The sequence below is a fragment of the Methylibium sp. genome (assembly GCF_965279545.1).
GTDB lineage: Bacteria > Pseudomonadota > Gammaproteobacteria > Burkholderiales > Burkholderiaceae_C > Methylibium.
The window spans coordinates 1,293,159-1,319,541 of record NZ_OZ257250.1; the positions used below are offsets into that span (position 1 = coordinate 1,293,159).

Annotated in this window: 24 protein-coding genes; 11 read left to right on the forward strand and 13 right to left on the reverse strand. The window is 69.4% G+C overall.

Going from position 1 to position 26,383, the window contains the following annotated elements; genetic code table 11:
- Positions 1 to 63 precede the first annotated feature (63 nt).
- Positions 64 to 495, reverse strand: a complete 432-nt coding sequence (queF, locus tag ACQY9S_RS06015) for a preQ(1) synthase (protein ID WP_428425600.1) — start codon at positions 493 to 495, stop codon at positions 64 to 66.
- A gap of 240 nt (positions 496 to 735) precedes the next feature.
- Here queF and smc point away from each other — a divergent pair, with 240 nt between their 5' ends.
- The 5 genes from smc to def all read left to right on the forward strand — a co-directional run bounded on the left by smc (position 736) and on the right by def (position 8,690).
- Positions 736 to 4,263, forward strand: a complete 3,528-nt coding sequence (gene smc, locus ACQY9S_RS06020) for a chromosome segregation protein SMC (protein WP_428423886.1) — start codon at positions 736 to 738, stop codon at positions 4,261 to 4,263.
- A 2-nt stretch (positions 4,264 to 4,265) separates the two neighbouring features.
- Positions 4,266 to 5,333: a cell division protein FtsZ gene (locus ACQY9S_RS06025; protein WP_428423888.1), complete on the forward strand. Its 1,068-nt coding sequence runs from the start codon at positions 4,266 to 4,268 to the stop codon at positions 5,331 to 5,333.
- Positions 5,334 to 5,386: 53 nt separating this feature from the next.
- Positions 5,387 to 7,447, forward strand: a complete 2,061-nt coding sequence (gene ligA / locus ACQY9S_RS06030; protein WP_428425602.1) for an NAD-dependent DNA ligase LigA — start codon at positions 5,387 to 5,389, stop codon at positions 7,445 to 7,447.
- Between the two features lie 81 nt (positions 7,448 to 7,528).
- On the forward strand, positions 7,529 to 8,152 hold the full coding sequence (locus tag ACQY9S_RS06035; RefSeq protein WP_428423890.1) for a hypothetical protein: 624 nt from the start codon (positions 7,529 to 7,531) through the stop codon (positions 8,150 to 8,152).
- Between the two features lie 4 nt (positions 8,153 to 8,156).
- Positions 8,157 to 8,690: a peptide deformylase gene (gene def, locus ACQY9S_RS06040; protein WP_428423892.1), complete on the forward strand. Its 534-nt coding sequence runs from the start codon at positions 8,157 to 8,159 to the stop codon at positions 8,688 to 8,690.
- Between the two features lie 26 nt (positions 8,691 to 8,716).
- Here def and ACQY9S_RS06045 read toward each other — a convergent pair whose 3' ends face one another.
- Positions 8,717 to 9,364 (reverse strand): arylesterase, encoded by a 648-nt coding sequence (locus ACQY9S_RS06045; RefSeq protein WP_428423894.1) that lies wholly within the window; start codon positions 9,362 to 9,364, stop codon positions 8,717 to 8,719.
- A 14-nt stretch (positions 9,365 to 9,378) separates the two neighbouring features.
- Between ACQY9S_RS06045 and ACQY9S_RS06050 the strand changes: the two genes are divergently transcribed.
- From ACQY9S_RS06050 to upp, 3 genes are all read left to right on the forward strand, one after another.
- Positions 9,379 to 10,053 carry an ABC transporter ATP-binding protein gene (locus tag ACQY9S_RS06050; RefSeq protein WP_428423896.1) on the forward strand — a complete coding sequence of 225 codons (675 nt, stop codon included), beginning with the start codon at positions 9,379 to 9,381 and terminating at the stop codon, positions 10,051 to 10,053.
- 93 nt (positions 10,054 to 10,146) lie between these two features.
- Positions 10,147 to 10,887 carry a 23S rRNA (guanosine(2251)-2'-O)-methyltransferase RlmB gene (gene rlmB, locus ACQY9S_RS06055; RefSeq protein ID WP_428423898.1) on the forward strand — a complete coding sequence of 247 codons (741 nt, stop codon included), beginning with the start codon at positions 10,147 to 10,149 and terminating at the stop codon, positions 10,885 to 10,887.
- Between the two features lie 34 nt (positions 10,888 to 10,921).
- Positions 10,922 to 11,551: a uracil phosphoribosyltransferase gene (gene upp / locus ACQY9S_RS06060; protein WP_428423900.1), complete on the forward strand. Its 630-nt coding sequence runs from the start codon at positions 10,922 to 10,924 to the stop codon at positions 11,549 to 11,551.
- Between the two features lie 45 nt (positions 11,552 to 11,596).
- Here the strand turns inward: upp and ACQY9S_RS06065 are convergent, their stop codons facing one another.
- Positions 11,597 to 12,847, reverse strand: a complete 1,251-nt coding sequence (locus ACQY9S_RS06065) for an MFS transporter (RefSeq protein WP_428423902.1) — start codon at positions 12,845 to 12,847, stop codon at positions 11,597 to 11,599.
- Positions 12,840 to 13,850, reverse strand: coding sequence for a D-2-hydroxyacid dehydrogenase family protein (locus tag ACQY9S_RS06070; RefSeq protein WP_428423904.1), 1,011 nt, complete (start codon positions 13,848 to 13,850; stop codon positions 12,840 to 12,842). The genes ACQY9S_RS06065 and ACQY9S_RS06070 overlap by 8 nt, the downstream gene beginning before the upstream one ends.
- Before the next feature lie 106 nt (positions 13,851 to 13,956).
- Between ACQY9S_RS06070 and ACQY9S_RS06075 the strand changes: the two genes are divergently transcribed.
- The 3 genes from ACQY9S_RS06075 (at position 13,957) to ACQY9S_RS06085 (ending at position 18,126) form a co-directional block, all read left to right on the forward strand.
- On the forward strand, positions 13,957 to 14,466 hold the full coding sequence (locus tag ACQY9S_RS06075) for a DUF1993 domain-containing protein (RefSeq protein ID WP_428423906.1): 510 nt from the start codon (positions 13,957 to 13,959) through the stop codon (positions 14,464 to 14,466).
- A 57-nt stretch (positions 14,467 to 14,523) separates the two neighbouring features.
- Positions 14,524 to 16,965, forward strand: coding sequence for a penicillin acylase family protein (locus ACQY9S_RS06080; RefSeq protein ID WP_428423908.1), 2,442 nt, complete (start codon positions 14,524 to 14,526; stop codon positions 16,963 to 16,965).
- Positions 16,966 to 17,034: 69 nt separating this feature from the next.
- Complete coding sequence (locus ACQY9S_RS06085; RefSeq protein ID WP_428421182.1) at positions 17,035 to 18,126, forward strand: IS630 family transposase; 1,092 nt, start codon at positions 17,035 to 17,037, stop codon at positions 18,124 to 18,126.
- Between the two features lie 22 nt (positions 18,127 to 18,148).
- Here ACQY9S_RS06085 and ACQY9S_RS06090 read toward each other — a convergent pair whose 3' ends face one another.
- From ACQY9S_RS06090 to mltG, 9 genes are all read right to left on the reverse strand, one after another.
- On the reverse strand, positions 18,149 to 19,183 hold the full coding sequence (locus tag ACQY9S_RS06090) for a DUF72 domain-containing protein (RefSeq protein ID WP_428423910.1): 1,035 nt from the start codon (positions 19,181 to 19,183) through the stop codon (positions 18,149 to 18,151).
- A gap of 169 nt (positions 19,184 to 19,352) precedes the next feature.
- The gene (locus tag ACQY9S_RS06095) at positions 19,353 to 20,816 is read right to left on the reverse strand and encodes a methyl-accepting chemotaxis protein (protein ID WP_428423912.1); all 1,464 of its coding nucleotides are present in this window, start codon (positions 20,814 to 20,816) and stop codon (positions 19,353 to 19,355) included.
- A gap of 502 nt (positions 20,817 to 21,318) precedes the next feature.
- Positions 21,319 to 21,567 carry a hypothetical protein gene (locus ACQY9S_RS06100; RefSeq protein WP_428423914.1) on the reverse strand — a complete coding sequence of 83 codons (249 nt, stop codon included), beginning with the start codon at positions 21,565 to 21,567 and terminating at the stop codon, positions 21,319 to 21,321.
- Between the two features lie 170 nt (positions 21,568 to 21,737).
- The gene (locus ACQY9S_RS06105) at positions 21,738 to 22,373 is read right to left on the reverse strand and encodes an ankyrin repeat domain-containing protein (protein ID WP_428423916.1); all 636 of its coding nucleotides are present in this window, start codon (positions 22,371 to 22,373) and stop codon (positions 21,738 to 21,740) included.
- The gene (locus ACQY9S_RS06110) at positions 22,373 to 23,188 is read right to left on the reverse strand and encodes a TatD family hydrolase (RefSeq protein ID WP_428423918.1); all 816 of its coding nucleotides are present in this window, start codon (positions 23,186 to 23,188) and stop codon (positions 22,373 to 22,375) included. Before ACQY9S_RS06110 ends, ACQY9S_RS06105 begins: the two co-directional genes overlap by 1 nt.
- A gap of 75 nt (positions 23,189 to 23,263) precedes the next feature.
- Positions 23,264 to 23,647, reverse strand: a complete 384-nt coding sequence (locus ACQY9S_RS06115) for a PilZ domain-containing protein (RefSeq protein WP_428423920.1) — start codon at positions 23,645 to 23,647, stop codon at positions 23,264 to 23,266.
- The gene (gene holB / locus ACQY9S_RS06120; RefSeq protein WP_428423922.1) at positions 23,644 to 24,717 is read right to left on the reverse strand and encodes a DNA polymerase III subunit delta'; all 1,074 of its coding nucleotides are present in this window, start codon (positions 24,715 to 24,717) and stop codon (positions 23,644 to 23,646) included. Before holB ends, ACQY9S_RS06115 begins: the two co-directional genes overlap by 4 nt.
- Positions 24,714 to 25,358 (reverse strand): dTMP kinase, encoded by a 645-nt coding sequence (gene tmk, locus ACQY9S_RS06125; protein WP_428423924.1) that lies wholly within the window; start codon positions 25,356 to 25,358, stop codon positions 24,714 to 24,716. Before tmk ends, holB begins: the two co-directional genes overlap by 4 nt.
- Positions 25,355 to 26,374 (reverse strand): endolytic transglycosylase MltG, encoded by a 1,020-nt coding sequence (gene mltG / locus ACQY9S_RS06130; RefSeq protein ID WP_428423926.1) that lies wholly within the window; start codon positions 26,372 to 26,374, stop codon positions 25,355 to 25,357. Before mltG ends, tmk begins: the two co-directional genes overlap by 4 nt.
- Between the last annotated feature and the right edge of the window lie 9 nt (positions 26,375 to 26,383).

Consider the following 26,383-nt stretch of genomic DNA (forward strand, 5'->3'; position numbering starts at 1 on the left):
ATCCCCGACGATGGGGGCTGCCGCGCACCCTGCACACCCCGGGGCCGGTGGGGCGCCCGGCGGCTAGCCCGGCAGGCCGGTCTCGCCGGCGTGCTGCGGCAGCGTCACCACCGGCTGTGGCTTCCAGCCCTTCTTGCGATGCTCGGCCACCACGTTGGTGTAGATGCCGCCGCGCACATACCACCGGGCCGTGATGCGGGCGAAACGCGGCGCGGTCACCGCGACGATCTTGCTCAGGATGTCGTTGGTGACCTTCTCGTGGAAGGCACCCTCGCTGCGGAAGCTCCACATGTACATCTTCAGGCTCTTCAGCTCGACGCACAGCTTGTCGGCAACGACGTCGATCGTGAAGTGCGCGAAGTCGGGCTGCCCGGTCAGCGGGCACAGGCAAGTGAACTCGGGGATCTGGAACTGGATCACGTAGTCGCGCTCGGGCGCCGGGTTCGGGAACACGTGCAGTTCCTTGCTCGGCGACGTGGGCGGATTGGGCGGCATCGGGCGCTGCCGGGGCGGCGTGCGCGGGCTGGATTTCTTGGCGGTCTTGGCCATGGTTCGACGCCGCTGCACATCCCGCGCAGTCGACGTTTGCTTGCAGTTCAGGGGAGGGCCCGATGCTATCATCCCGAGCACTCTCGAGCCGGCGTCAACGCCGGTTTCTCATTACAAATCAACGAGTTAGCGGCGCGGCCCGGGGCAATGCAGACGCCCGGCGCGGCGCCCTGCGAACCGCCCGCGATGCGCCTCAACTCGATCAAGCTCTCCGGTTTCAAGTCCTTCGCCGAGCCGACCAACTTCCTGCTGCCCGGCCAGCTCGTCGGCGTGGTCGGCCCGAACGGCTGCGGCAAGTCCAACATCATGGACGCAGTGCGCTGGGTGCTGGGCGAAAGCAAGGCCTCCGAGCTGCGCGGCGAGTCGATGCAGGACGTGATCTTCAACGGCTCGGGTCTTCGCAAGCCGGCCAGCCGCTCCAGCGTCGAGCTGGTGTTCGACAACGCCGACGCGCGTGCCGGCGGCTCGTGGAGCCAGTTCGCCGAGATCGCCGTCAAGCGCGTGCTGACGCGTGACGGCACTTCCAGCTACTACATCAACAACCAGCCGGTGCGCCGCCGCGACGTGCAGGACGTCTTCCTCGGCACCGGCCTGGGGCCGCGCGCCTACGCCATCATCGGCCAGGGCACGATCTCGCGCATCATCGAATCGAAACCCGAGGAACTGCGGCTCTTTCTCGAAGAGGCCGCCGGCGTCTCCAAGTACAAGGAGCGCCGCCGCGAGACCGAGAACCGCCTGAAGGACACGCGCGAGAACCTGCAGCGCGTCGACGACATCCTGCGCGAGCTCAATGCCAACCTCGACAAGCTCGAGAAGCAGGCCGAGGTCGCCTCGCAGTACCGCAGCCTGCAGGAGGCTGGCACGCTGAAGCTGCAGCAGCTGTGGTTCCTGAAGCACCGCGACGCGGCGGCCGAGGAGGCGCGCGTGCATGCGGCGGTGCTGGAAGCCGCCAACTCGCTGGAGTCCCGGCTGGCCGAGCTGCGCCACGTCGAGGCCGAGCTGGAGACGGTGCGCCAGGCGCACTACGCGGCGAGCGACGCGCTGCACGTCTCGCAAGGCTCGCTGGCCGAGGCTGCGCTGGAGGTGAGCCGGCTGGAAGAGCGCATCCGCTACGTGGTCGAGGGCCGCCAGCGCGTCGAGCAGCGCCTGGCCGAGCTGGTCGGACAGAACGCGAGCTGGGACGAGCGCCGCCAGCAGGCGGTCGGCGAACTCGACGAGATCGCTGCGCAGATCGCGATGGCCGACGAGCAGGCCGAGTTGCTGGCCGCCCGGGCCGAAGAACAGTCCGGCGCCTTGCCGAATGCGGAGGATGCGGTGCGCACGGCGCAGAACCGCGCGAACGAGCAGCGCGGCAAGGCGGCCCAGGTGCAGCAGCAGATCCAGCTGCTCGCGGCCGAGTCGCGCAACGTCGAGGAGCAGGGCCGCACGCTCGCTCAGCGCCGCGAGCGCCTGGACGGCGAGCGGCAGACGCTGGCGGCACCGGACGAAGCGCGGCTCGAGAGCCTGCGCGCCCAGTTGGCCGGCGCCGAAGAGGGCCAGGCCGTCGCCGATGCCCGCGCCGAGGAGCTGACCGAGGCGGTCCCCACGCTCGACGAGGAGCGCCGCGGCAAGCAGGCCAATGCCAATGCCGAGGCCGGCAAGCAGGCCGACCTGACGGCCCGCCTGGACGCGCTGCGCGCGCTGCAGGAGAAGGTGCAGACGGAAGGCAAGCTCAAGCCCTGGCTCGCCAAGCACGGGCTGGCCAGCCTCAGTGGGCTGTGGACCCGGCTGCACATCGAGAGCGGCTGGGAAACGGCACTGGAAGCGGCGCTGCGCGAGCGCATCAATGCGCTGGAGGTCGGCCGCATGGAGACGGTGCGCGCCTTCGAGGCCGACGCACCGCCGGCCAAGCTGGCCTTCTACACGCCGCCCGCCGGCGCGATCGCCAACACGCATGCCACCTTGCCGCGCCTGTCGGACCTGCTGCGCCTGGGCGGGCAGGTCGGCGATGTCGGGCTGACGGCGCTGCTGAACGACTGGCTCGAAGGGGTCTACACCGCCGCCTCGCTCGACGAGGCGTTGGCCAACCGGGGCAAGCTGACCCACGGCGAAGTGATCATGACGAAGGCGGGCCACGCGGTCAGCCCGTTCGCGGTGAGCTTCTACGCCCCTGACTCCGAGCAGGCCGGCATGCTGGCGCGCGCGCAGGAGATCGAGAACCTGGAAAAGCAGACCCGCGCGCAGGCGCTGATCGTCGACGAGTCGCGCGCAAGCCTGGTGCGGGCCGAGGCCGCCTATACCGACGCCTCGGCGCGCCTTGTCACGGCGCGCCGCGAAGCCGCCGAGGGCCAGACGCGCACCCACCAGCTGCAGGTCGACGTGCTGCGCCTGACCCAGCTCAGCCAGCAGACCAGCGCGCGGCGCGAACAGATCGAGGCCGAACTGGCCGAGATCGATGCCGGCCTGGAGGAGTTGCAGGAGCGCCGCGTCACCGGCGAGGCGCGCTTCGAGGAACTGGACCTGCAGCTCGCGAACGAGCAGGAGCGCCATGCCGAACTCGAAGAGGCGGTGATCCAGGCCGAGCGCAAGCTCTCCGACGCACGCGAGCAGCTGCGCACGCTCGAGCGAGAGGCCCAGGAGGCGCAGTTCAGCTCGCGCGCCCTGGCGGCGCGGCGCGGCGAACTGCAGCGCTCGATCGAGACCGCTGCCCAGCAGGTGGCGGCCAACGAGCAGAGTGCGGCCCAGCTGCAGGAAGAACTCGGCCGGCTGACCGATGCCGCCGCCCAGGCCGGCCTGCAGACCGCGCTGGCGCTGAAGCTCGAGCGCGAGCAGGCGCTGGGCGCGCAGCGCAGCGAGTACGACGACCTCTCTGCCAAATTGCGGCACGCCGACGAACAGCGCCTGGGTTTCGAGCGCAGCCTCGAGCCACTGCGCGAGAAGATCGGCAAGCTGCAGCTCGAGCAGCAGGCCGCGCAACTCGGTGGTGCGCAATACCTGGAGCAGCTGACCGCGGCCCAGGTCGACCTCGAAGCGCTCGGCAGGAACATCGAGGACAACAACGTCAAGCTCTACGGCCTGCAGGGCGAGATCGACCGCATCAACCGCGAGGTCGCGGCGCTGGGCGCGGTGAACCTCGCCGCGCTCGACGAGCTGACGGCGTCGCGCGAGCGCAAGACCTTTCTCGATGCGCAATCGGCCGATCTGATCGAAGCGATGACCACGCTCGAAGACGCGATCCACAAGATCGACCTCGAGACCCGCGACCTGCTCAAGGGCACTTTCGACACCGTCAACGAGCATTTCGGGCGCATGTTCCCGGAGCTGTTCGGCGGCGGCAACGCCCGGCTGGTGATGACCGGCGACGAGATCCTCGACGCCGGCGTGCAGGTGATGGCCCAGCCGCCCGGCAAGAAGAATTCCACCATCCACCTGCTGTCGGGCGGCGAGAAGGCACTGACCGCGATCGCGCTGGTGTTCGCGATCTTCCAGTTGAACCCGGCGCCGTTCTGCCTGCTCGACGAGGTGGACGCCCCGCTCGACGACGCGAACACCGAGCGCTACGCCAAGCTCGTGAAGAGCATGGCGCAGAACACCCAGTTCCTGTTCATCTCGCACAACAAGATCGCGATGGAAATGGCCGAGCAGCTGATCGGCGTGACGATGCAGGAGCAGGGCGTCTCGCGCATCGTTGCGGTCGACATGGATGCGGCCGTCTCGATGGCCGAGGCGGCTTGACCATGAGCACGCTTCAGCTCTCTCTCGCGATCCTGGGCGGGCTCGTGCTCGCCGCCGTCGTCGCCCACGGCACCTGGCAGGCGCGGCGCAACGAGGTCAAGCGCGTGCCGCAGGAGCCGCTGGCGGCGGCGCTGCAGGAGCCGACCTTTGCGCCGGAAACGACGGTACAGACCGAGGAGCCGGTCGTTGCCGAGGACGAAGACTCCGCACCGCCGCGCCTCGAACCGACGCTGGTGCGGCGCGCCGGCGTCCCGCGCCTGGACGCATTGATCGACGCGATCGCCACGCTGACGGTCGACAGCCCGGTCAGCGGCGAGACCGCGATCGCCCACCTGCCACCGGCGCGGCGGGCCGGCAGCAAGCCGCTGCTGGTCGAAGGCCTGAATGCCGAAACCGGCGAGTGGGAGATGCCGGCTCCCGGTCAGCGCTACGGCGAGTTCCAGGCCGGCGTGCAGCTGGCCAACCGCAGCGGCGCGCTCAACGAGATCGAGTATTCCGAGTTCGTGCAGAAGGTGCAGGCCTTCGCCGAACCGCTGGGCGCGCTGCCCGACTTTCCCGACATGCTCGACGTGGTCGCCCGCGCGCGCGAACTCGACGCCTTTGCCGGCCAGCACGATGCGCAACTGGCGCTGCGGCTGGTGTCGCGCGCCGCGGCGTGGTCGCTCGGCTATGTGCAGCAGCACGCGGCGCGCCATGGCTTCATGGTCGGCGTGCTGCCGGGCCGCCTCGTGCTGGCCAGCGCAGAGGACGCAGCGCCGCCGGTGCTGACGCTGCAGTTCGACCCGCAGGCCGCGCTGGCCGACGAACCCAGCCAGGCCGCGGTGCGGGAGCTGACGCTGTCCTTCGACGTGCCGCAGACGGCGGCCGACGCTGCTCCGTTCGAGGCCTGGTGCGCGGCAGGCCAGGCGCTGTCGGCCGAGCTCGACGCCGCGATGTACGACGACGGCGGCCAGCCGCTGCAGCCGGCCGCGTTCGCATCGATCGGACAGGCGCTCGAGACCCTGTACGCCGCGCTGGCCGAGCGCGACCTCGCCGCCGGCTCGCCGGCCGCCAGGCGGCTGTTCAGTTAGCGACAAGGCCCGCGCGAGCCGGCTTGCGCACCGACCGCATCGACTTCGAGACCATGACCCCGCCGGACGACCCCGCCCGCCAGGCCGCCCAGCTGCGCGCCGAGCTGCAGCACCACGCCCACCGCTACTACGTGCTCGACGCGCCGGAGATTCCGGACGCCGAATACGATCGCCTGTTCCAGGCGCTGCAGGCGATCGAGGCCGCGCACCCCGAGCTGCGCACGCCGGACTCGCCGACCCAGCGCGTGCTCGGCGCGGTGCTCGAAGGGCTGCAACCGGTGCGGCACGCGGTGCCGATGCTGTCGATCCACACCGAGACCGACACCAGCCCGGCCGGCGCCGAGGCCTTCGACCAGCGCGTGCGCAAGCTGCTGGCGCTGGGCGAGGCCGCGCCGCCGGTCGACTACACCGCCGAGCTCAAGTTCGACGGCCTGGCGATCAGCCTGCGCTACGAACGCGGCGCGCTGGTGCAGGCCGCGACCCGCGGCGACGGCGAGACCGGCGAAGACGTGACGCACACCGTGCGCACGATCGCCGGCCTGCCGAAGCGGCTGCGCGGCATCGACGCGGCGGTGCTGGAGGTGCGCGGTGAAGTCTTCATGCGCCGCGACGACTTCGAGGCCTTGAACGAACGCCAGCGCGAGCTGATCGCGCAGGGCGCCAAGAACGAGAAGACCTTCGTGAACCCGCGCAATGCCGCCGCCGGCGTGGTGCGGCAGCTCGACGCCGGCATCGCGGCCAAGCGGCCGCTCAGCTTCTTCGCCTACGGCCTGGGCGAAGTCGACGGCTGGCCGCTGCCGGCGACGCAGAGCGAACTGCTGCAGGCGCTGCGCCACGCCGGGCTGCCGGTCAACGAAGACGCAGCGGTGGTGCAGGGTGCCGCCGGCCTGGTCGCCTTCCACCAGCGCATCGCCGCGCGCCGCGATGCGCTGCCGTTCGACATCGACGGCGTGGTCTACAAGGTCGACCGGCGCGACTGGCAGCAGCAGCTCGGCTTCAAGTCCCGCGAGCCGCGCTGGGCCGTCGCGCACAAGTACCCGGCGCAGGAGAAGACGACCACGCTGCTCGGCATCGAGGTGCAGGTCGGGCGCACCGGCAAGATGACGCCGGTCGCCAGGCTGGAGCCGGTCTTCGTCGGCGGCACGACGGTCAGCAACGCGACGCTGCACAATCAGGACGAGATCGACCGCAAGGATGTGCGCATCGGCGACACCGTGATCGTGCGCCGCGCCGGCGACGTGATCCCCGAGGTCGTCGGTGTCATCCCCGGCAAGCGCAGCGCCGCCAGCGAGCGCTTCGACCTCTACCAGCGTCTCGGCGGCAAATGCCCGGTCTGCGGCAGCGACATCGCACGCGAGGAGGGCGAGGTCGACTGGCGTTGTTCGGGCGGCCTGTTCTGCCCGGCGCAGCGCAAGCAGGCGATGCTGCATTTCGCCGGCCGCCGTGCAATGGACGTCGAGGGCCTGGGCGACAAGCTGGTCGAACAACTGGTCGACGCCGGCATCGTTCGAACGCTGCCCGACCTGTACAAGCTCGGCATCGCGAACCTGGCTGCGCTGGAGCGCATGGCCGACAAGAGCGCGACCAACCTGGTCACCGCGCTGGAGAAGAGCAAGCGCACGACGCTGGCGCGTTTCCTGTTCTCGCTGGGCATCCGGCATGTTGGCGAGGCCACGGCCAAGGACCTGGCCCGCCACTTCGGCGCACTCGACCGCGTGATGGAGGCGAGCGTCGAGCAACTGCTCGAAGTCAACGACGTCGGCCCGGTGGTGGCGCAGAGCATCCGCACCTTCTTCGACCAGCCGCACAACCGCGAGGTGGTGGAGCAGCTGCGCGCCGCCGGCATCGCCTGGGACGAGCACGACGGCGAAGCGGACCGCAGCCCCAAGCCGCTGGCCGGCAAGACCTTCGTGCTGACCGGCACGCTGCCGAGCCTGAGCCGCGATGCAGCGAAGGAACTGATCGAAGCCGCCGGTGGCAAAGTGGCCGGGTCGGTGTCCAAGAAGACCGACTACGTGGTGGCCGGCGAAGAGGCCGGCAGCAAGCTGGAGAAGGCACGGTCGCTGGGTGTCGCCGTGATCGACGAGGCCGCCTTGCGGGCCCTGCTCCCTTGAACCACGCTGGACGCTGGACCGGCCGCGCGTGCATCATTCCCGCCATACCTGCCCGTGCGGTGGGGTGACGAAGGAGCCACCATGGCCGAACCCGAGACTTCCGGCAAGAGCTGGTGGAGCACCATGCCAGGCCTGCTCACGGCGCTGGCCGGCACCATCACTGCCGTCGGCGGCCTGGTGGCGATCCTGTCGCAGTCGGGGCTGATCGGTGCCAAGTCCGGCGCCAAGCCTGACGCGGGCGCGTCGACCGCCGGCAAGTCGGTCGAGCCTGTCGGGGCGACGACCCCCCAGGCGGTTGCCACCCAGAGCAGTCCGGGCGCGGTGCTCACCGGCGCGAGCGCGAGCGCGAACGGGGCGGCGGCGGCTTCGGTGGCGCGCTCGCCGGCGGAAGTGCTCGCCGGCCTGAAGGCGCACGACTTCAAGGGCCTGGCCGTGACCCACAAGGACGGCAGCGTGGTCGCCCTCGCGCCCGGGGCCGAGGTGGCCGGGGCGGCACTGCCGCTGAGCAATGGCCAGAGCGTGCAGTTCGAGCGCATCGTGGCGGTGGAGATCGAGCAGCCCTGGGACGGCAGCGTGACGCTGACGCTGACCAACGGCCAGAAGCTGGCGACCAGGCTGAACGACTACAACCTCTACGGCAAGAACGACCTCGGCCCCTACCGCGAGTTGCTGTCCAACCTGCGGCGCATCGACTTCATCCGCTGACCCGATGGCCCTCCACACCATCCTGAAGATGGGCGATCCCCGCCTGCTGCGCGTCGCGCAGCCGGTGCGCGAGTTCGACACGCCCGAGTTGCACGCGCTCGTCGCCGACATGTTCGACACCATGGAGGCTGCCAACGGCGCCGGCCTCGCCGCGCCGCAGATCGGCGTCGACCTGCAGCTGGTGATCTTCGGTTTCACGAGCAGCGAGCGCTATCCGGACGCCCCACCGGTGCCGCGCACGGTGCTGATCAATCCGGTGATCACGCCTCTGTCCGACGAGCAGGAGGACGGTTGGGAGGGATGCCTGTCGGTACCCGGTCTGCGCGGCGTCGTGCCACGCTGGCAGCGCATCCGCTACACCGGCTTCGACCCGCGGGGGCAGCCGATCGACCGCGAGGCCGAGGGCTTCCATGCCCGCGTCGTGCAGCACGAATGCGACCACCTGGCCGGCGTGCTCTACCCGATGCGGGTGCGCGACTTCAGCAAATTCGGCTACACCGAGGTGCTGTTCCCCGGGCTGGATGCGGCGGACGACTGATACGGCAGGCCGGGCGAGAGCCCGCGCTACTTCAGCAGCGGCCGCAGCAGCGGCCACACATTGCCCAGGATGATCGGGTGGGCCGCCTCCTTCGGATGGATGCGGTCGGGCTGGAACAGTTCGGTTGCGTTCGGCGCGTCGCCGACGCCCTTCAGCAGGAACGGCAGCAGCGCGGTGCCCTCGGCCTTGGCGACCTTGCCGAACAGCGCGGCGAAGTCATCGTTGTACTGGCGGCCGTAGTTCGGCGGCACCTGCATGCCGATCAGCAGCACCCTGGCACCGGCCGCCTTCGCGGTGTGCGCCATCTCGGCGAGGTTGCGCTCGGTCATGGCGAGCGGCAGGCCGCGCAGCGCGTCGTTGCCGCCCAGCTCGACGATCACGACGGACGGCCTGTGCTGTCCCAGCAGGGCCGGCAGCCGCGAGCGACCGCCCGCGGTGGTGTCGCCGCTGACGCTGGCGTTGACGACCGTGGCCGCGAGCCTTTCCTGAGCGAGCTTCTTCTCCAGCAGCGCCACCCAGCCGCTGCCGCGCTGCAAGCCGTATTCGGCCGACAGGCTGTCGCCGACCACCAGCACCACCGGCCTGGCGGTCTGTGCCCGCACCGCCCCGGCCACAAGCCCCGCGGACAGCAACGCCGCAAGCCCCTTGATACAGTCCCTGCGACTCACCGTCATCCGAACCCTCCTCAATGACCGAAGCGATCATCGCCGTCGAGCACGTCACGAAGCGTGTGCAGGACTCCAGTGGCGAGCTGACCATCCTCCACGATATCGACTTCTCGCTCGCGGCGCAGGAATCGGTGGCCATCGTCGGAGCGTCGGGCTCGGGCAAGAGCACCTTGCTGGCGATCATCGCCGGGCTCGACACGCCGACCGAGGGCACCGTCAGGCTGGCCGGCACCGACCTCTTTCGACTCGACGAGGACGCCCGCGCTGCGGTGCGCGCGGCGCACGTGGGCTTCGTTTTCCAGAGTTTCCAGTTGATGGGCAACCTCACCGCGCTGGAGAACGTGATGCTGCCGCTGGAGCTGCAGGGCCGCAGCGACGCCCGGGCCGCCGCGACCGAGATGCTGGCGCGCGTGGGCCTGGCCGAGCGCTTGGGCCACTACCCGAAGCTGCTGTCGGGCGGCGAACAGCAGCGCGTGGCGCTGGCGCGGGCCTTCGTCGTCAAGCCCGCCGTGCTGCTGGCCGACGAGCCGACCGGCAGCCTGGACTTCGCGACCGGTGAGAAGGTGATGGGGCTGATGTTCGAACTCAACCGCGAGCTGGGCACGACGCTGGTGCTGGTGACGCACGACCAGGGCATCGCGGCGCGCTGCGACCGGCAGGTGAGGATCGAGGCGGGGCAGCTGAGCCACTCGTGAGCGCGGTCGCGGTCGCGGTCGCCGTGGCGAAGCAAGGCACCCGCGGGCACAGCTGCGTCGTGTCTGGGCAAGCCTCCCCCCGATAATCCCCCGATGTCCGCCCCCCGCATCCTGTTCGGCTTCCACGCCGTCACCGTCCGCCTCAAAACGGCCCCCGGCTCGATCGTCGAGCTCTACATCGATGGCACGCGTCGCGACGCGCGCATGCGCCAGTTCGTCGAGCGCGCCAAGGAGGCCGGCGTGCGCCTGATCGAGAGCGACGAGCTGCGCCTGCAGGCGTTGGCCGGCAACCACCGCCACCAGGGTGTGGTCGCCAAGGTCACGGCGGCGCCGGCGACGAAATCGCTCGACGACCTGCTCGACACCGTCGACGGCCCGCCGCTGCTGCTGGTGCTCGACGGGGTGACCGATCCGCACAACCTCGGCGCCTGCTTGCGCGTGGCCGACGGCGCCGGCGCCCACGCGGTGATCGCGCCCAAGGACCATGCCGTCGGCATCAACGCGACGGTGGCCAAGGTGGCCAGTGGCGCCGCCGAGACGGTGCCTTACTTCATGGTCACGAACCTGGCGCGCACCCTGGGCGAGCTGAAGGAACGCAACATCTGGGTCGTCGGTGCCGCCGACGATGCGCCGCGCACCCTCTACGCCGCCGATCTGAAGCAGCCGCTGGCGCTGGTGCTCGGCGCCGAAGGGCAGGGCATGCGCCAACTGACACGCAAGACCTGCGACGAACTGGTGAGCCTGCCGATGGCCGGGGCGGTGGAGAGCCTCAACGTCTCGGTGGCGAGCGGCATCTGCCTGTACGAGGCGGTGCGGCAGCGCGGCACGGCCTGACGCAGCGCTGCTGCCTCTGCATGGACTGTCCGGCATGCCCGTCATCGAAGTCACCCACCCACTGGTCCGGCACAAGGTCGGCCTGTTGCGGGTCGCCGACATCTCGACCAAGAAGTTCCGCGAGATCACCGCCGAGATCGCCCGTCTGCTGGCCTACGAGGCGACCGCGGACTTCCCGCTGGAGCAGGTGAGCGTCGAGTGCTGGAGCGGGCCGACCGCGGTCGACCGGATCAAGGGCAAGAAGGTCACGATCGTGCCGATCTTGCGTGCCGGGCTGGGCATGCTCGACGGCGTGCTCGACATGGTCCCGAATGCCAAGATCAGCGTCGTCGGCCTCTCGCGCAACCACGACACGCTGCAGCCGGAGCACTATTTCGAGAACCTGGTCGGCTCGCTGGAAGAACGCACCGCGCTGATCGTCGATCCGATGCTCGCCACCGCCGGCTCGATGATCGCGACCGTCGACCTGCTGCGGCGCAAGGGCTGCCGCGACATCCGCGCGCTGGTGCTGGTGGCGGCGCCCGAGGGCATCAAGGCGCTGACCGCCGCCCATCCCGAGGTGCGCTGCTGGACAGCAGCCATCGACAGCCACCTCAACGAGGTCGGCTACATCATTCCCGGCCTCGGCGACGCCGGCGACAAGATCTTCGGCACCAAGGGCTGAGACCGCACGGGGGTGGCTGCGGCATGCCGCGGCCGGGGGCACAGCTCACGCGTGGCCATCGCGCCGGAGCCGACGCGCAGCCCAGCGGCTGAGCGCCAGCGCGGCGAGCACCCAGGCCAGGCCCACCCAGTGCAGTCCGCCGTAGAGCCCGGGTCCGGTGGCGCCTGCATCGGCCTGTGCCGCAACCATCGCGCCGCCGCCGGCCGCGCCGACCGCCTGACCGAGGTAGATCGCGGAGGTGTTGAGCGCCATCAGGGCCGGTGCCAGCGCGGGTGCGGCGTGACCCAGTCGCGCCTGTTGCGCCGAGTTCGCCGAGAACATGCCCAGCGCCCAGGGCAGCAGCACGCAGGCCATCGACAGGTAGCCGGTTCCCAGCGGCCAGGCCAGCATCGACAAGGCCACGGCCCCCAGCAGCAGGGCCACGGCGCGCGCCGCGCCGATGCGGTCGACATGGCGCGACAGCAGCAGGTTGCCGATGAGCCCGAAGGCGCCGAACCAGGCGAACAGCAGGCTGATCTGCGTGGCGCCGGCGCCCAGCACCTGCTTGTAGTAGGGCGCGAAGTAGGTGAACACGGTGAACTGTCCGGCGCCCGACAGCGCCGTGACCGCCACGATGGCCATCAGCACCGGATGCGTCAGCACCTCGCGCCAGGCCCGCAGGTTCATCGCCGGCGGGCGCACACCGTCCGGCATCACCGCCCACACCCATGCGGCCGCGCCCGCGGCCAGCACGGCGACGAGGCCGAAAGCCCAGCGCCAGCCGAGCGTCTCGCCGATGAAGCTGTGCAGCGGCATGCCGAACACCGAGGCCACCGACCAGCCGAGGAAGATGAAGGTGATGGCCCGGCCGCGCTGTGCCGCCGGCGCGAGCCAGCCGATCGCAGCCGCGGCCTGCGGCGTGAACACGGCAGCGCCGAGCATGGACAGCGCTCGAACCGGCAGCAGCGCGGCATAGCTCGGCATCAGGGCCGACGCGGCATGGCCCAGTGCGTACCAGACCAGGGTGAAGGCGAGCAGCCGTCGCCGGTCCAGGCGGCCGGCGGCGGCGGCCAACAGCGGCGCGCCGAGGCACATCATCACGGCGGCAACGGCGATGAGCTGGCCGCCCAGCGCCACGCTGACCTGCAGCGAGCGTGTCAGGTCGTTCAGCGAACCGGCCACGACCATCACGCCGCAGCCGATCACGAAATTGCCGAACAGCAGCGCCCAGCGGGCGCCGCGCACACTCTCGGCCGGTGCGGGGGGTTCGCTGCTCAGTCCCGCGCTTGCCGTGTCGGTGCCGGGCGCGTCATCCACGCAAGACCCGCAAGGCCTCGGGATTCACGATATGGGTCGGCTTGCCCTGGATGAAGTTGGTGACGTTGTCGAACGCGGCGCTGAAGTACTGCTCGTAGCTCTCCTGCTCCACATAGCCGATGTGCGGCGTGCAGATCGCGTTCTCGAGCCGCAGCAGCGGCGTGCCCTGCATGATGGGCTCGCTGTCGAACACGTCGACGGCGGCCATGCCCGGGCGACCGCGGTTCAGCGCGGAGACCAGCGCGTTCTCTTCCAGCAGTTCGGCGCGCGCGGTGTTGACGAACAGCGCCGTCGGCTTCATGCGCTGCAGGTCGTCGAAGCTAACGATCCCGCGGGTGGCATTGTCCAGCCGCAGGTGCAGCGACAGCACGTCGCAGGACCCGAAGAAGGCTTCGCGCGAGGGCGCCGCCTCGAAGCCGTCGGCCTGCGCCTTGTAGCGCGAGGTCTCGCTGCCCCAGACCACCACCTTCATGCCGAAGGCACGGCCGTAGCCAGCCACCAGCTGGCCGATGCGGCCGTAGCCCCACAGGCCGAGCGTCTTGCCGCCGAGCACCATGCCGAGCCCGAAGTTGGGCGGCATCGACTGCGACTTGAGCCCGGCCTGCTGCCAGGCCCCGTGCTTGAGGTTGCTCACGTACTGCGGCAGGCGGCGCATCGCCGCCAGGATCAGCGCCCAGGTCAGCTCGGCCGGAGCCACTGGCGAGCCCGCCCCCTCGGCTACGGCGATGCCCAACCGGGTGCAGGCCTCGATGTCGATGTGCGGGCCGACGCGGCCGGTCTGCGAGATCAGCTTCAGGCGCGGCAGCTTCTCGAGCAGCGCTCGCGTGAACTGGGTGCGCTCGCGGATCAGCACCAGCACGTCGGCATCGCGCAGCCGCACGGAGAGCTGGCCGTTGCCCTTGACGGTGTTGGTGAAGACCTTGGCGCTGTAGCCTTCGAGCTTCGCGGCGCAGGGAAGCTTGCGGACCGCGTCCTGATAGTCGTCCAGGATGATGATGTTCATGGGCAGGAGATCGGCCGCCTTGTTGTCGCCTCGTGCGGTCGATTGTGCACGCCATGCGCGCCGCCGGGGTTACCGGTAGCATCCCGCTCCTCACGAGGAGAACGCCATGGCGATCACGATGTACACGGCCAGTGTGCCGATCTATCTGACGATGCTCGGCAACCTGTCGAAGTGGCTGGACAAGGCCGTGGTGCTCGCCCAGGCCAGGAAATTCGATCCCGACACGCTGCTGACGTCGCGTCTCGCGCCCGACATGCTGTCGCTCGGCAAGCAGATCCAGATCGCCTGCGACAGTGCCAAGTTCGGTGTGGCACGGCTGGCCGGCGGCGAGGCACCGAAGTTCGACGACACGGAAACCAGGATTGCCGAGCTGCAGGCACGCATTGCCGCGACCATCGCCTACATCCGGAGTGTGCCGCCCGGACAGGTCGACGGTACCGAGGACAAGCCGATCAGCGTGCCGGTGCGCGGCCGCGAGCCCCTGCAGTTCACCGGCGAGCAGTACCTGAAGCACTTCGCGCTGCCGAATTTCTTCTTCCATGTCACCACCGCCTATGCACTGTTGCGCCACAACGGTGTGGAGCTGGGCAAGGCCGACTACCTGCGTGGCGGCTGAGCGGCTGCTCGTGCGAACCCCGATGCGGGGCAGGGGGGCAGTCGCTAGCCTGTCCTCATGAAGTGGCTGCTCCGGGGCCTGATGGTCCTGCTGGCGATGGCGTTGGCCGCGGTGGTGTCCTTGCTCGCGTACCGGCAGCTGGCGCTGCCACGCACCGAGGGGCGGCTGCAGGTCGAGGGGCTGCGGGCCGGGCTGCAGATCGAGCGCGATGCGCACGACGTTCCGACGATCCGCGCCGCGTCGATCGACGATGCCTGGTTCGGCCTCGGCTTCGTGCATGCGCAGGACCGGCTGTGGCAGCTCGAGACGCACAAGCGCATCGGCGCAGGGCGCTTGGCCGAGGCCTTCGGTCCGCGCGCAGTGGACAGCGACCTGTTCCTGCGTGCCCTGGGGGTGCGGCGCACCGCGCAGTCGCAGTGGGAACTGGCCAGCCCGGCCGTGCGCGCGATGCTCACGGCCTACGCGGCCGGCATCAACGCCTACCTGCATGGGCACCTGCGTGCCCGGCCGCCCGAGTTCGTGCTGCTGGGCCTGCAGCCCGACGACTGGAGCCCGGTCGACAGCCTCGCGTGGGCGACCATGATGGCCTGGGACCTGGGCGGCAACTGGAGCACCGAGCTGCTGCGCATGCGCCTGGCGCTGTCGATGCCGGTCGCGCGCATCCAGCAGCTCCTGCCGCCCTATCCCGGCGAGAGGCCGCTCGCGACGGCCGACTACGCTGCCCTCTACCGCCAGCTCGAGGTCGGCGACGGCCAGCCTGTCCAGGTTGCCGACGCGACGGATGCGGTGGCAGCGCTGCCGTGGCAGATCGAATCGGGCGTCGAGGGCGTCGGCTCGAACAGCTGGGTCGTGGCCGGGATGCGCAGCGTGACCGGCAGCCCGCTGCTGGCCAACGATCCGCACCTGAAGTTCAGCGCGCCGGCGCTGTGGTACGTTGCGCGGCTCGAGGCGCCGGGCCTCAAGGTGGCCGGCGCCACGATACCGGGCCTTCCGGTGGTCGTGCTGGGCCAGAACGAACGCGTGGCCTGGGGCTTCACGAACACGGCGCCCGACGTGCAGGACCTCTACCTCGAGCGCATCGACACCAACGACCCGGAGCGCTACGAGACACCGGACGGCTGGGCTCATTTCGAGATCTTCCCGGAGACGATCCGCGTCAAGGGCGCGGACGACGTGCACTTCACCGCGCGGCAGACACGACACGGACCCGTGCTGTCGGACGCGGCAGCGGCGACCCGGGGCCTGACGGGGGCTGGTCCCGTGCCGCGCTATGCGATCGCGCTGCGCTGGACCGCGCTCGACCTCGACGCCTCGGACACCCTGGCGGCAGGGATGGCCTTCGACCTTGCCGGTTCGGTCGACGAATTCATCGCCGCGTCGACGCAGTACGTGGCGCCGATGCAGAACATGGTGGTGGCCGACGCCCAGCAGATCGCCTTCGTTTCGGCCGGCCGCGTGCCGCTGCGGCGGCCGGACAACGATCTCAAGGGCCTGGTGCCGGCGCCCGGCTGGGATGCCCGGTACGACTGGGCCGGCACGCTGTCACCGACGGCCACGCCGCGCGAACGCGACCCGGCGCGCGGCTGGATCGCCACCGCGAACCAGCGCATCCACGGGCCGCAGTATCCGCACTTCATCACCAGCGAATGGGCGCCGCCCTACCGGCAGCAACGCATCGAGCGCCTGCTGGCGGGCCGGCCGTTGCACAGCATCGAGAGCCTCTCGTCGATCCAGGCAGACCTGCTTTCGACCGCCACGCAGCGCCTGCTGCCTTTCCTGCGGCGGGCTCAATCCGAACACCCGCTGGCGCCTGCCGCGCAGCGCGAGCTGGAAGGTTTCGAAGGCACGATGGCCGCCGAACGGGCGGCGCCGCTGATCTTCACGGCCTGGGTGCGGCAGCTGACGCGGGGGGTGTTCGCCGACGACCTGGGCGCCAGGCTGTTCGACGATCAGCTGGGCAAGCGCAGTTTCCGCGAGGCCCTCGAAGGCGTGCTGGACCGCAACGACACGAGCTGGTGCGACGACCTCGGCACGCCGGCGGTCGAGACCTGCGCTCAGCAGGTCGACACGGCGTTCACCCGCGCGCTGACCGAACTGCAGGCTGCCCAGGGCGATGACGTCGGCCAGTGGCGTTGGGGGCGGGCCCACATGGCCCGCCTCGAGCACCGGCCCTTCAGCAGCGTGCCGCTGCTCGCGCGCTGGTTCGAGCTCAGAACGCCGGTCGGCGGCGATGCCTACACCGTCAACGCCGCGCGTGTCGGCCTGCGGCCCGACGCCCTCACCGGTGAGCTCTACCTGGGTGAGCACGGCGCCGGGCTGCGCGCCCTCTACGACCTCGGCGCGCGCAACCGGTCCCGCTTCATGCTGTCGAGCGGGCAGAGCGGCATCGTGTTCAGCACCGACTACCGCAACTTCGTCGATCGCTGGGCGAAGGTGGAGTACCTGCCGCTGTGGGGCGATGGCCGGCCCGGCCGCCTGCTCGTGCTGGTGCCGCGCTAGTGTTCTGTCCCAATAGTTTGTAGGCACGCCCCGTGCATGGTTTGAGGCATTCTGCGAAGGGATGCTGCCATGCCGAACGTTGCTGTGAAGGACAAGCTCGTACTGACGGAGGAAGAGCGCGCCGAACTCGTCTCGATTGCGCGTTCGCGGTCGCTGCCGGCAGCGCTGGCGCTGCGAGCGCGCATCGTTTTGGCATGTGAAGGTGGTGCCGCGGCGCTGCGTGTGTCGAGTGATCTGGGCATCAACCGCAGCACCGTCACGAAGTGGCGCGATCGGTATGCGGCGCATCGGCTGTCGGGCCTGTACGATGAACTTCGCCCGGGTCGCCCGCGCACGGTTGATGATGAACGCGTCGCCGAATTGATCTCGACTACGCTGCACACCAAGCCCGCCGACGGCGACACGCACTGGAGCACGCGCGGCTTGGCCAGTGCCACGGGCATCAGCAAGAGCTCGGTTCAACGCTACTTGCAAGCGTTCAATCTCAAGCCCCATCGTGTCGAGTCGTTCAAGTTGTCGACAGACCCGTTCTTCATCGAAAAGCTGCGCGATGTGGTCGGGCTGTACCTGAATCCGCCCGATAACGCCCTGGTGCTGTGCGTCGACGAGAAGAGCCAATGCCAAGCGCTGGAGCGCACGCAGCCGATGCTGCCGCTCGGCTTCGGGTATGTCGAAGGCGTCACGCACGACTACGTTCGCCATGGCACGACGACGCTGTTCGCGGCGTTGGACGTGATGAGCGGACAGGTGCTGGCTCAATGCCGGCCGCGGCATCGACATCAAGAGTTCCTGGCATTCCTGCGCGCTATCGACAAGGCCGCGCCCACCGAACTCGATGTCCATTGCATCGCCGACAACTACGCCAGCCACAAGCATCCGAAGGTGCGCGCCTGGCTCGCCGAGCGCCCGCGCTGGCACATGCACTTCGTGCCGACCTACTCGAGTTGGCTCAACCAAGTCGAACACTTCTTCTCGATCATCACGACCCGCGCGATCCGCCGCGGCTCGTTCACCAGCGTCAAGGACTTGGTCGACAAGATCGATCGCTTCGTCCAGAACTACAACCAGTCCTGCAAACCGTTCACATGGACAGCGACTGCCGAATCCATCCTAGACAAGCTCGCCCGCCTGTGCGGGCGAATTAACGGGACAGGACACTAGGTGTCGAGTTCCAAGAGGTTGCTCACAGCTGGGCCAGCGCCGCGACAGCCTCCGCCAGTGCCAGGACCGACAAGGGCGCGCTGCCTTCGGCCTTGTTGTTGATCGTGGCAAACACCGGCTGCCCGGCGCGCACGGTGGCGGCGATCAGCCGCGCCAGGGCCTCCCGCGTGGCCGGGTCGGGTGCGGCGAGGGCGCCGAAGGGCTCGAACCTCGCCTTGGCCTGCTGGTACCGCAGCCCCCGCTGCAGGCTCCATCGGCACACCAGCGGGCCGGGCCAGGTCGCGCGCAGCATCGGCAGCTGCGCGTCGAGCGGCGGCATCCTGTCGTGCAGACCCACGCAGTAGCGCACGCCGTGCGACTTCAGCAGCGCCGCCAGCTCAGGGGTCAGCAGTTCAGGGTCGCGCAGTTCGATCGCCAGCAGGCCCGGGCCCCGATCGGAGCGCGCCAAGGCGGTGAACAAGCGGTCCAGCGCCTGCGGCAGCCGCTCCGGCGGCGACAGCAGCCAGCCGGTGGGCAGGGGCGACAGCTGGAACAGCAGCACGCCCAGCTTGTGGCCGAGCCCGTCGACCGCCGGCCGCAACACCGTCTCCAAGGTGGTGGCGGGGTCCAGGAACAGCGGATTCGGCTGCCCAGGCGCGCCGCTGCCGGGTTGCCGGACCGACGCATCGGTCACCGCGGCCGTCGCCTTGACGACGAAGCGGAAGTCGTCGGGCACCTGGGCCGCCAGCGCGGCATAGCTGGCGGCGGGCAGCGGCCGGTAGAAGCTGCGATCGAGGCTGACCGTCCGCAGCAGCGGGTGCTGCGCATAGGCGGCCAGGCCGTGCCTGGACAAGGTGCTCTCGGAGTGGCGGCCGCGAAACACCAGCCCTTCCCAGCCCGGGAAGTACCAGGACGACGTGCCGAAGCGAACGAGGGGCCCGAGATCGACCGCCAGCCGCTTCAATGGCCCGGCGACTTCGGCCGCCTGGACCGGTGCCGTGCTGCGGCGCCCACGGCGGGTGGCGTCGGGCGCCGACGCCTCTTCTTCGCCAAACAGATCCGGATGAGAGGAGCTCACGGCAGCGAGTATCGGCGCAGGCGTCTGCCCGGGGAGCCTCGTGGCCGGTCGGCGGGAGAGGGCGCCGGGGCGGGCTGCCCGTCGCGGACGCCGGGTCGCCGTCGCATCCACGCACTGGCCGCGACGACCGGAACGTCGTCGCTTCCCGGTCGATCGGCCGATCCCGGGTTCAGGCGGCTTGCGGCCGCTCCTGCCGCGGCGAGAGCAGGAAGCGGCTGACCACGGCGCTCAGGCGGACCGCCTGATGCTTCAGGCGTTCGGCGGAGGCGGCACTCTCCTCGACCAGGGCGGCATTCCGTTGGGTGACACCGTCGAGCTGCGCGACGGCGTCTCCCACCTGGCCGATCCCCTTCGTCTGCTGGCTGGTGGCGCTCGATATCTCGCCAATCAGTTGGCTGACCTGCCGGGCCTGGTTCACGATGTTGTCCATGCTGCCTCGCGCAACGCTGACGAGCTTCGTGCCGGCGTCGACCTTTTCGACGCTCGCGCCGATCAGCAGCTTGATCTCCTTGGCCGCGTCGGCCGAACGCTGCGCAAGAAGACGCACCTCGGAGGCGACGACGGCAAAGCCGCGGCCCTGCTCGCCCGCGCGGGCCGCTTCGACGGCCGCGTTGAGCGCGAGGATGTTGGTCTGGAAAGCGATGCTGTCGATGACCCCGGTGATGTCGGATATCTGCTTCGACGAGTGCGAGATCTCCGACATCGTCTGCACCACCTTGCCCACGGCGTCGCCGCCGTCGACCGCCGCCGACGACGCCGAACCCGCCAGCCGGTTGGCATGTTCCGCGGTCTCGGCGGTGTTCTTCACCGTTCCCGTGAGCTCCTCCATGGACGCCGCGGTCTGCTGCAGGTTGGCGGCCTGCTCCTCAGTGCGTTGGCTCAGGTCCATGTTGCCGGTCGCGATTTCCGAGGACGCCGCCTCGATCGAGGCGGCGGCGGTGCTGACATCCGCCATGGCCGACTCCATCTTGACGATGGCGGCCTTGAGCATCACGGACGTCGGGGTGCTCGCGGCGACGCCCGAGACGTCGAGGCACAGCAGGCCGTCGCGGTCCACGCTCCTGACGATGGCCGACAGCTCCGACGCTTCCACCGCCGCCTGCCGGAGCCGGACGGCGAGAAAGACCTCAGTGCTGGTCTGCACGACGACGTAGACAGCGTGCATGACGATCTTCAGAAAGTTGGCTTCCGGCGAGCAGTACACGCCGAAGTTCAACGCCTGCAGGCGATCGAATGCGATGTGATGCACGGCAAACAGCGCGGCGGCGAGAACGATCGGTCGCCAGTCCCTGTACACGAGCAGCAGGCCGAGCAACACGAAGACGCCGAAGTGGAATTCGATGGTTCCCCGACCCAGCTGAATGTGCAATGCCACGAACGCGACATTGCAGACCGTCAGAACCGCACAGGTGGCGAGCCCGCTTCGGGCCGTGAAGAACGCGACGCTCCCGATGGCCAGCAGGATGGCGCTGCCCACGAACGCCAAGGTCCCGCCATCGAAGTACTGGCCGATGGCCAGGGCCGCTGCCGCCTCGCCGAACAGCGTGAGGTACATCACCAGGTTGCCCAGGCGAGCGACATTCAGGAGGTCGGCCTTGCAGGCTTTTCCGGACGCGGACTGTATGGTGGACATGGCTTTGCTTCGTTGAGCGTGTGCGACCGGGCACACCGGGACAGTTCAAGAACCGGCCGGCTCGCTCCTGTCGCCAGGGGCGGCTTCGAAGTGATATCGGTCGAACGGGAAGGAACTTTAAGAACAGGCACGCCACGCACCTTGAACGACAGCGGCCGAGCAGGCCGGTGGTACCGCGGCGACACGCGACAGGCAGGGCACGCGGCCGCGCTTGGCGGTCGAAGGGTTCACAGGGTCGCTCGCCCACGAGCTCCGACCTTTCAACGTGCCCAGACTCAACCTCTTCGCTCACCTATTATTTTACATAATATACATTGGCGCGGTTATTGAGGCGATTGAAGGCCTCCTGTTCCGTGAAACCGCACCTCTTCTCGACGGCCGATACCTTGGTCGCTTCCGATCCAGGAAGCAGGATTTCGAGAATGCCCCGCGTCCGCCAGACCCGCAAGGCTGCAAAGAGGCCGGGGGCTGGAGCGTGCCAACGCTCAGCCCCTGGGGGGCGTCAACCTATCAGATCCCCGTAGCCCGACGTGGTGATGATGGGCTCCAACTCCGGCTCCGCTTCGACCTCGCGATCGAACGTGGCGGCCTCGCCGGCGTTTTCACCGGGCGACAGCATGGGCTTGTCCAGCGGGCGGCAAATGCGTCGCTGCAGGCGGTTCAAGCGGTCGGAGCGCTCCATGGCCTGGACAACGGCCTCCGGGTCCATCAACAAAGCGAACGGGTTCGACGGAATCTGGATGGGAAGCATGCTGTACCTCGTGTGGACTGCGTTGCGATGATCCCAATGTAGGCAGCCCCATCGCTCAGTCGTAGTCGTCCCACCGCCAAACGGAATGTCGGAATTAGGATGACAAGCTGTCGGGCATCGGCCGCATGCGGCTGCCGACGCCAGCGCCGCAACTTGCCCCAAACGAGCTATCAACGGGCCGGCAGTGCCGCCAGACGGCGGGCAAGGTGCTCGCGGCCGCTGCTTTTTGCGAGATCAGCCGCCGACAGGCCGTTGCGCTCCCTGGCGCCTGGGTCGGCGCCTGCAGCGAGCAGGGCATCGACAAGCTCCTCGCTGGCGTGCAGCGACGCCAGCATCAGCGCCGTGCGCCCGTTGGGTGCCCTGGCGTCGACTTGGGCGCCGCGCTGCAGCAGCAGTTGCAGCACCGGCAGCGAGTTGCCGGCGGCCGCGTAGTGCAATGGCGTCCATCCGGTGAGGTCGACGTCGGCGCCACGCTCGATCAGCACGCGCGCCACCTCGGGCTGTCCCTTCAGGGCAGCAATCATCAGCGGCGTTTCACCGGCCTTGTTGCGTGCGTTCGCATTGGTGCCGGGCAACCTTGCCAGGGTCAGGGCCGCGCCGGCGGCGTCGGCGAACAGCGCGCGAATGATGGCGGGCTGACCGTTGGCGTCGGGCGCATTGGGGTCGAAGCCGCGCGAGACCAGGTCCAGGATCACGGCGCTGTCATCACGGATCACGGCGCGGAAGAAATCGTCGTAAGAGCCAGCATTGGCCGAAGAAAATGCCAACAGAGCAACAACATAGAAGATATTTTTCATGTTGTTCATCACGTTGACTTTTCGCTCTTCCGGTGCACGCTCGGGCCGAACAGGCGCTCGAAATTGCGGCTGGTCACTTCGGCCACGGTTTCGACCGAGCAGCCCTTGATCTGCGCGAGTTGGGCTGCCACCAGCGGCACGTAGGAGGGGTTGTTGGTCTTGCCCCGGTGCGGTGCCGGCGCGAGGTAGGGGCTGTCGGTCTCGATCAGGCACTGGTCCAGGGGAACTTCACGCGCCACCTCGCGCAACTCGGCTGCATTCTTGAAGGTCAGGATGCCCGAGAAGGAAATCATGAAGCCGAGTTCGAGCGCCTGGCGCGCGACCGCGCGGGTTTCGGTGAAGCAATGGAAGACGCCGGTGACTCCGCCCTTCCCTGTGTCGCCGCCCTCTTCGCGCAGGATCGCCAGCGTGTCGTCGCTCGCGCTGCGGGTGTGGATGATCAGTGGAAGCCGGCTCTCGCGCGCTGCCCGGATATGGACGCGAAAGCGTTCGCGCTGCCAGGCCATGTCGGCGACGGTCCGTTCGCCGAGGCGGTAGTAGTCGAGTCCGGTCTCGCCGATCGCGACCACGCGCGGGCGCGCCGCCAGGGCCAGCAGGTCGGCGACGCTCGGCTCGTGCACGCCCTCGTTGTCGGGATGCACGCCGACGCTGCACCAGAAGTTGTCGTACGCCAGCGCCAGCGCGTGAACGGTGTCGAACTCTTCGAGCGTGGTGCAGATGCACAGGGCCCGATCGACCCGCTCGCGTTCCATCGCTGCGCGGATCGCAGGCAGTTCGGCCTGCAGTTCAGGGAAGCTCAGGTGGCAATGGGAGTCGACGAACATCGCGGACGGGCTCGCGAGAAAGGGGCAATCAAGGATGCCGCGATACCGCAGAGCACGGCGGCGGCCCGGCCGGACTCAGATGGTCTGCGTCGGCTTGGCCGAGGAAATCGAGGTGCCCAGGATCTCTTCGATCTTGACCTTGAGCAGGCGGGTCTTCTCGTCGGTCGGGAAGCGCACGCCGACCCCCTGGGTGCGTCCTCCGGAAGCATTGGCCGGCGTGACCCAGCCGATCTTGCCGGCCACCGGGTAGCGCTGCGGGTCGTCGGGCAGCGACAACAGCAGGTAGATGTCTTCGCCGAGCCGGTACTCGCGGGTGGTCGGAACGAACAAGCCCCCCTCGGCGAACAGCGGAATGTAGGCCGCGTACAGCGCGCCCTTCTCGCGGAACACGAGCTGGATCACGCTCGGGCGCGCGCTGCTGGCAGCGCTTGCAGGCCCCCGGACGTTCGGTTCGTTCATGACTTCAGTGTAGCGAATGCAGGGCGTTGCGCGTGCGGCGCAGCACCTTCCGTGGCCGGCTGCAGCGCCTTGCGAACTTGCAGCACCAGGGCCTCGACGCCGAGCCCGGCGTTCCAGGGGTGTTCGGCGTGGCGCGCGGCGCCGCGCAAGTCGCGGGCGCAGGCGGTGAGTCGAGCCACATCGCCCCCGGGGGGCAGGCTGCCCGGCGGGAAATAGCGCGGCAGCGCACCCACGGCGACCGACAGCGCATCGTGACAAAGCTTCTGCAAGGCGTCGATCACGATCGGCAGAGGCCAGGCGGTCAGCGTCGCCGCTTGCCCTGCCAGCACCTCGCGGGGCAGACGCAGCCAGGCCTGCGCATCGATCCCCAGCACCAGTCTTTCGTGGGCCTCCAGAGGTTGCCCGCCGGCGGCCGCCAGCAGCACCTCAGGCTGGGCGGCCTGTTTGGAAGCGAGCCAGCCGGTGGCGGCGTCTGCTGACGGCAGCGGCACGCGCAGCGTCTGGCAGCGACTGCGCACCGTGGGCAGCAGTCGCTGCGGCGCGGCGCTGGCGAGCACGAAACGCGCGCGCCCCGGCGGCTCCTCCAGTGTCTTGAGCAGCGTGTTGGCGCTGGCCGGATTCATGCGCTCGGCCGGGTAGATCACCGTCACCTTGGCGCCACCGCGCGACGAGGTCTGCTGCGCGAAGCTCACCGCCGCCCGCACCGCCTCGACCTTGATCTCCCGGCTGGGTTTCGCCTTGCCCTTGCCGCCGTCCGCGTCACCGGGTTCGTCTGAGCCGCTCCACCCCAATGACTCCTGCAAGGCTTCGGGAATCAGGACCAACAGGTCCGGGTGGGTGCGTGCGGCGATCAGGCGGCAGGCCACGCAGCCGCCGCAGGCGCGGCCGTCGGCACGCAACGATGCATCGCCTTCGCAGAGCCACGCGGCGGCAACCGCCAGGGCCAGTTCGAACTGGCCGACGCCCTGCATGCCGTGCAACAGCAAGGCATGTCCGCGCGTGCCGTGCAGGGCCTGCGCCAGCGGCGCCTCGAGCCAGGGCAGCAGCCCGTCGGTGGGCGCCGTGCTCACCAACCCCGCTCCGCCAGCACCGCAGCGATCTGCACGGCCACCTGATCGCGCGACTGCGCGGCATCGATGCGCGCAAAGCGCCGCGGCTGCGTTTCGAAACGCGCGCGATAGCCGTCCCGCACACGACGGAAGAAAGCCTCGTCCTGCTGCTCGAAGCGGTCGGGCGCGCGCGCCGCGACCACGCGCTGCGCGGCGACCGCCGGGTCCAGATCGAACCACAGCGTCAGGTCGGGCTGGCGCAGGCCGTGCGGCCCGTGCTGCACCCAGGCCTCCAGCGTGGTCAGCACCGCCGGGTCGAAACCGCGTCCCGCCCCCTGGTAGGCGAAAGTGGCATCGGTGAAACGGTCACACAGCACGACGGCGCCGCGGGCCAGAGCGGGCTCGATGCACTGCTGCAGGTGGTCACGCCGCGCCGCGAAGATCAGCAACGCTTCGGTCAGCGGATCCATGCTCTGGTGCAGCACCAGCTCACGCAGCGATTCGGCCAGCGGCGTCCCGCCGGGTTCGCGGGTGCGCACGACGTCGAGACCGCGCTGGCGCCAGCGCTCGGCGACCGCATCGAGATGGCTCGATTTGCCCGCACCGTCGATGCCCTCGAAGCTGACGAAACGCCCCGACGGCGGCACACGGGGCGCACTCATGGCGGGGGGCTGCGGACAGTGCCGCGCTGGTATCGGTTCACGGCCCGATTATGGTCGGCGAGGGTGTCGCTGAACTCGCTGCTGCCGTCGCCGCGCGCCACGAAATAGAGCGCCCTGGTGGGCGCCGGCCGCACGGCGGCGAGCAACGAAGCCTTGCCCGGCATCGCGATCGGCGTCGGCGTCAGACCGGGGCGGACATAGGTGTTGTAGGGGGTGTCGGCCTGCAGATCGCGCTTGCGCAGGTTGCCGTTGAAGGCCTCGCCGAGCCCGTAGATCACGCTCGGGTCGGTCTGCAGCGGCATGCCGATGCGCAAGCGGTTCAGGAACACGCCCGCCACCATGCCACGGTCGGCCGCCTGGCCGGTTTCCTTCTCGACGATGGAGGCCAGTGTGAGCACCTCTTCGGGGGTCTTGAGCAGCGTGTCGGGCGCACGTTCGGCCCATGCGGCCTCGAGGCGACGCTGCATCGCGCGATGCGCGCGCTGCAGCACCGCCAGGTCGCTGGCACCCTTGCTGTAGGCGTAGGTGTCGGGAAAGAACCAGCCTTCCGGCGAGCGGCCCGGCGAGCCCAGAGCCGCCATCAGTTCGGCATCGCTCATGGCGGCCGTGACGGGCTTGAGCGCCTCGGCCTTCGCGAGCTCAGCGCGGAACTGCCGGAAAGTCCAGCCTTCGATCAGGCGCACCGTGGCCTGGGCTTCGTCGCCGCGCACCATCTTGTTCAGCAGATCCAGCGGCGTGGCGCCGGGTCCGATCTCGTAGCTGCCCGCACGGATCTTGCGCGCCTGCCCCGACCAGCGGAACCATTCGTAGAGCAGCACCGGCGGCGTTCGCACGCCGGCATCGACCCAGCCCTGGGCGATCTCGCGCGGCGAGGTACCGGGCTCGACCGACAACTCGACACTGGGTGACGCCAGCGTCAATGGCCGCGCCAGCCACCAGCCGGCCAGGCCCGCCACGGCGAGCACCAGCACCAGCACCAGCAGCAGGAACAGCCCTCGCTTGAGTACGCGCTTCATTGTCCGTGC

Coding starts and splice junctions, on each gene's coding strand:
- ACQY9S_RS06070 (WP_428423904.1), bottom strand. CDS start 13,850: ATGAACATCATCATCCTGGACGACTATCAGGACGCGGTCCGCAAGCTT.
- rlmB (WP_428423898.1), top strand. CDS start 10,147: ATGTCCGCCCCCCGCATCCTGTTCGGCTTCCACGCCGTCACCGTCCGC.
- ACQY9S_RS06105 (WP_428423916.1), bottom strand. CDS start 22,373: ATGAACAACATGAAAAATATCTTCTATGTTGTTGCTCTGTTGGCATTT.
- ACQY9S_RS06050 (WP_428423896.1), top strand. CDS start 9,379: ATGACCGAAGCGATCATCGCCGTCGAGCACGTCACGAAGCGTGTGCAG.
- ACQY9S_RS06075 (WP_428423906.1), top strand. CDS start 13,957: ATGGCGATCACGATGTACACGGCCAGTGTGCCGATCTATCTGACGATG.
- ACQY9S_RS06080 (WP_428423908.1), top strand. CDS start 14,524: ATGAAGTGGCTGCTCCGGGGCCTGATGGTCCTGCTGGCGATGGCGTTG.
- ACQY9S_RS06100 (WP_428423914.1), bottom strand. CDS start 21,567: ATGCTTCCCATCCAGATTCCGTCGAACCCGTTCGCTTTGTTGATGGAC.
- ACQY9S_RS06110 (WP_428423918.1), bottom strand. CDS start 23,188: ATGTTCGTCGACTCCCATTGCCACCTGAGCTTCCCTGAACTGCAGGCC.
- ACQY9S_RS06085 (WP_428421182.1), top strand. CDS start 17,035: ATGCCGAACGTTGCTGTGAAGGACAAGCTCGTACTGACGGAGGAAGAG.
- ACQY9S_RS06115 (WP_428423920.1), bottom strand. CDS start 23,647: ATGAACGAACCGAACGTCCGGGGGCCTGCAAGCGCTGCCAGCAGCGCG.
- queF (WP_428425600.1), bottom strand. CDS start 495: ATGCCGCCCAATCCGCCCACGTCGCCGAGCAAGGAACTGCACGTGTTC.
- tmk (WP_428423924.1), bottom strand. CDS start 25,358: ATGAGTGCGCCCCGTGTGCCGCCGTCGGGGCGTTTCGTCAGCTTCGAG.
- ligA (WP_428425602.1), top strand. CDS start 5,387: ATGACCCCGCCGGACGACCCCGCCCGCCAGGCCGCCCAGCTGCGCGCC.
- mltG (WP_428423926.1), bottom strand. CDS start 26,374: ATGAAGCGCGTACTCAAGCGAGGGCTGTTCCTGCTGCTGGTGCTGGTG.
- smc (WP_428423886.1), top strand. CDS start 736: ATGCGCCTCAACTCGATCAAGCTCTCCGGTTTCAAGTCCTTCGCCGAG.
- upp (WP_428423900.1), top strand. CDS start 10,922: ATGCCCGTCATCGAAGTCACCCACCCACTGGTCCGGCACAAGGTCGGC.
- ACQY9S_RS06035 (WP_428423890.1), top strand. CDS start 7,529: ATGGCCGAACCCGAGACTTCCGGCAAGAGCTGGTGGAGCACCATGCCA.
- ACQY9S_RS06025 (WP_428423888.1), top strand. CDS start 4,266: ATGAGCACGCTTCAGCTCTCTCTCGCGATCCTGGGCGGGCTCGTGCTC.
- def (WP_428423892.1), top strand. CDS start 8,157: ATGGCCCTCCACACCATCCTGAAGATGGGCGATCCCCGCCTGCTGCGC.
- ACQY9S_RS06045 (WP_428423894.1), bottom strand. CDS start 9,364: ATGACGGTGAGTCGCAGGGACTGTATCAAGGGGCTTGCGGCGTTGCTG.
- ACQY9S_RS06095 (WP_428423912.1), bottom strand. CDS start 20,816: ATGTCCACCATACAGTCCGCGTCCGGAAAAGCCTGCAAGGCCGACCTC.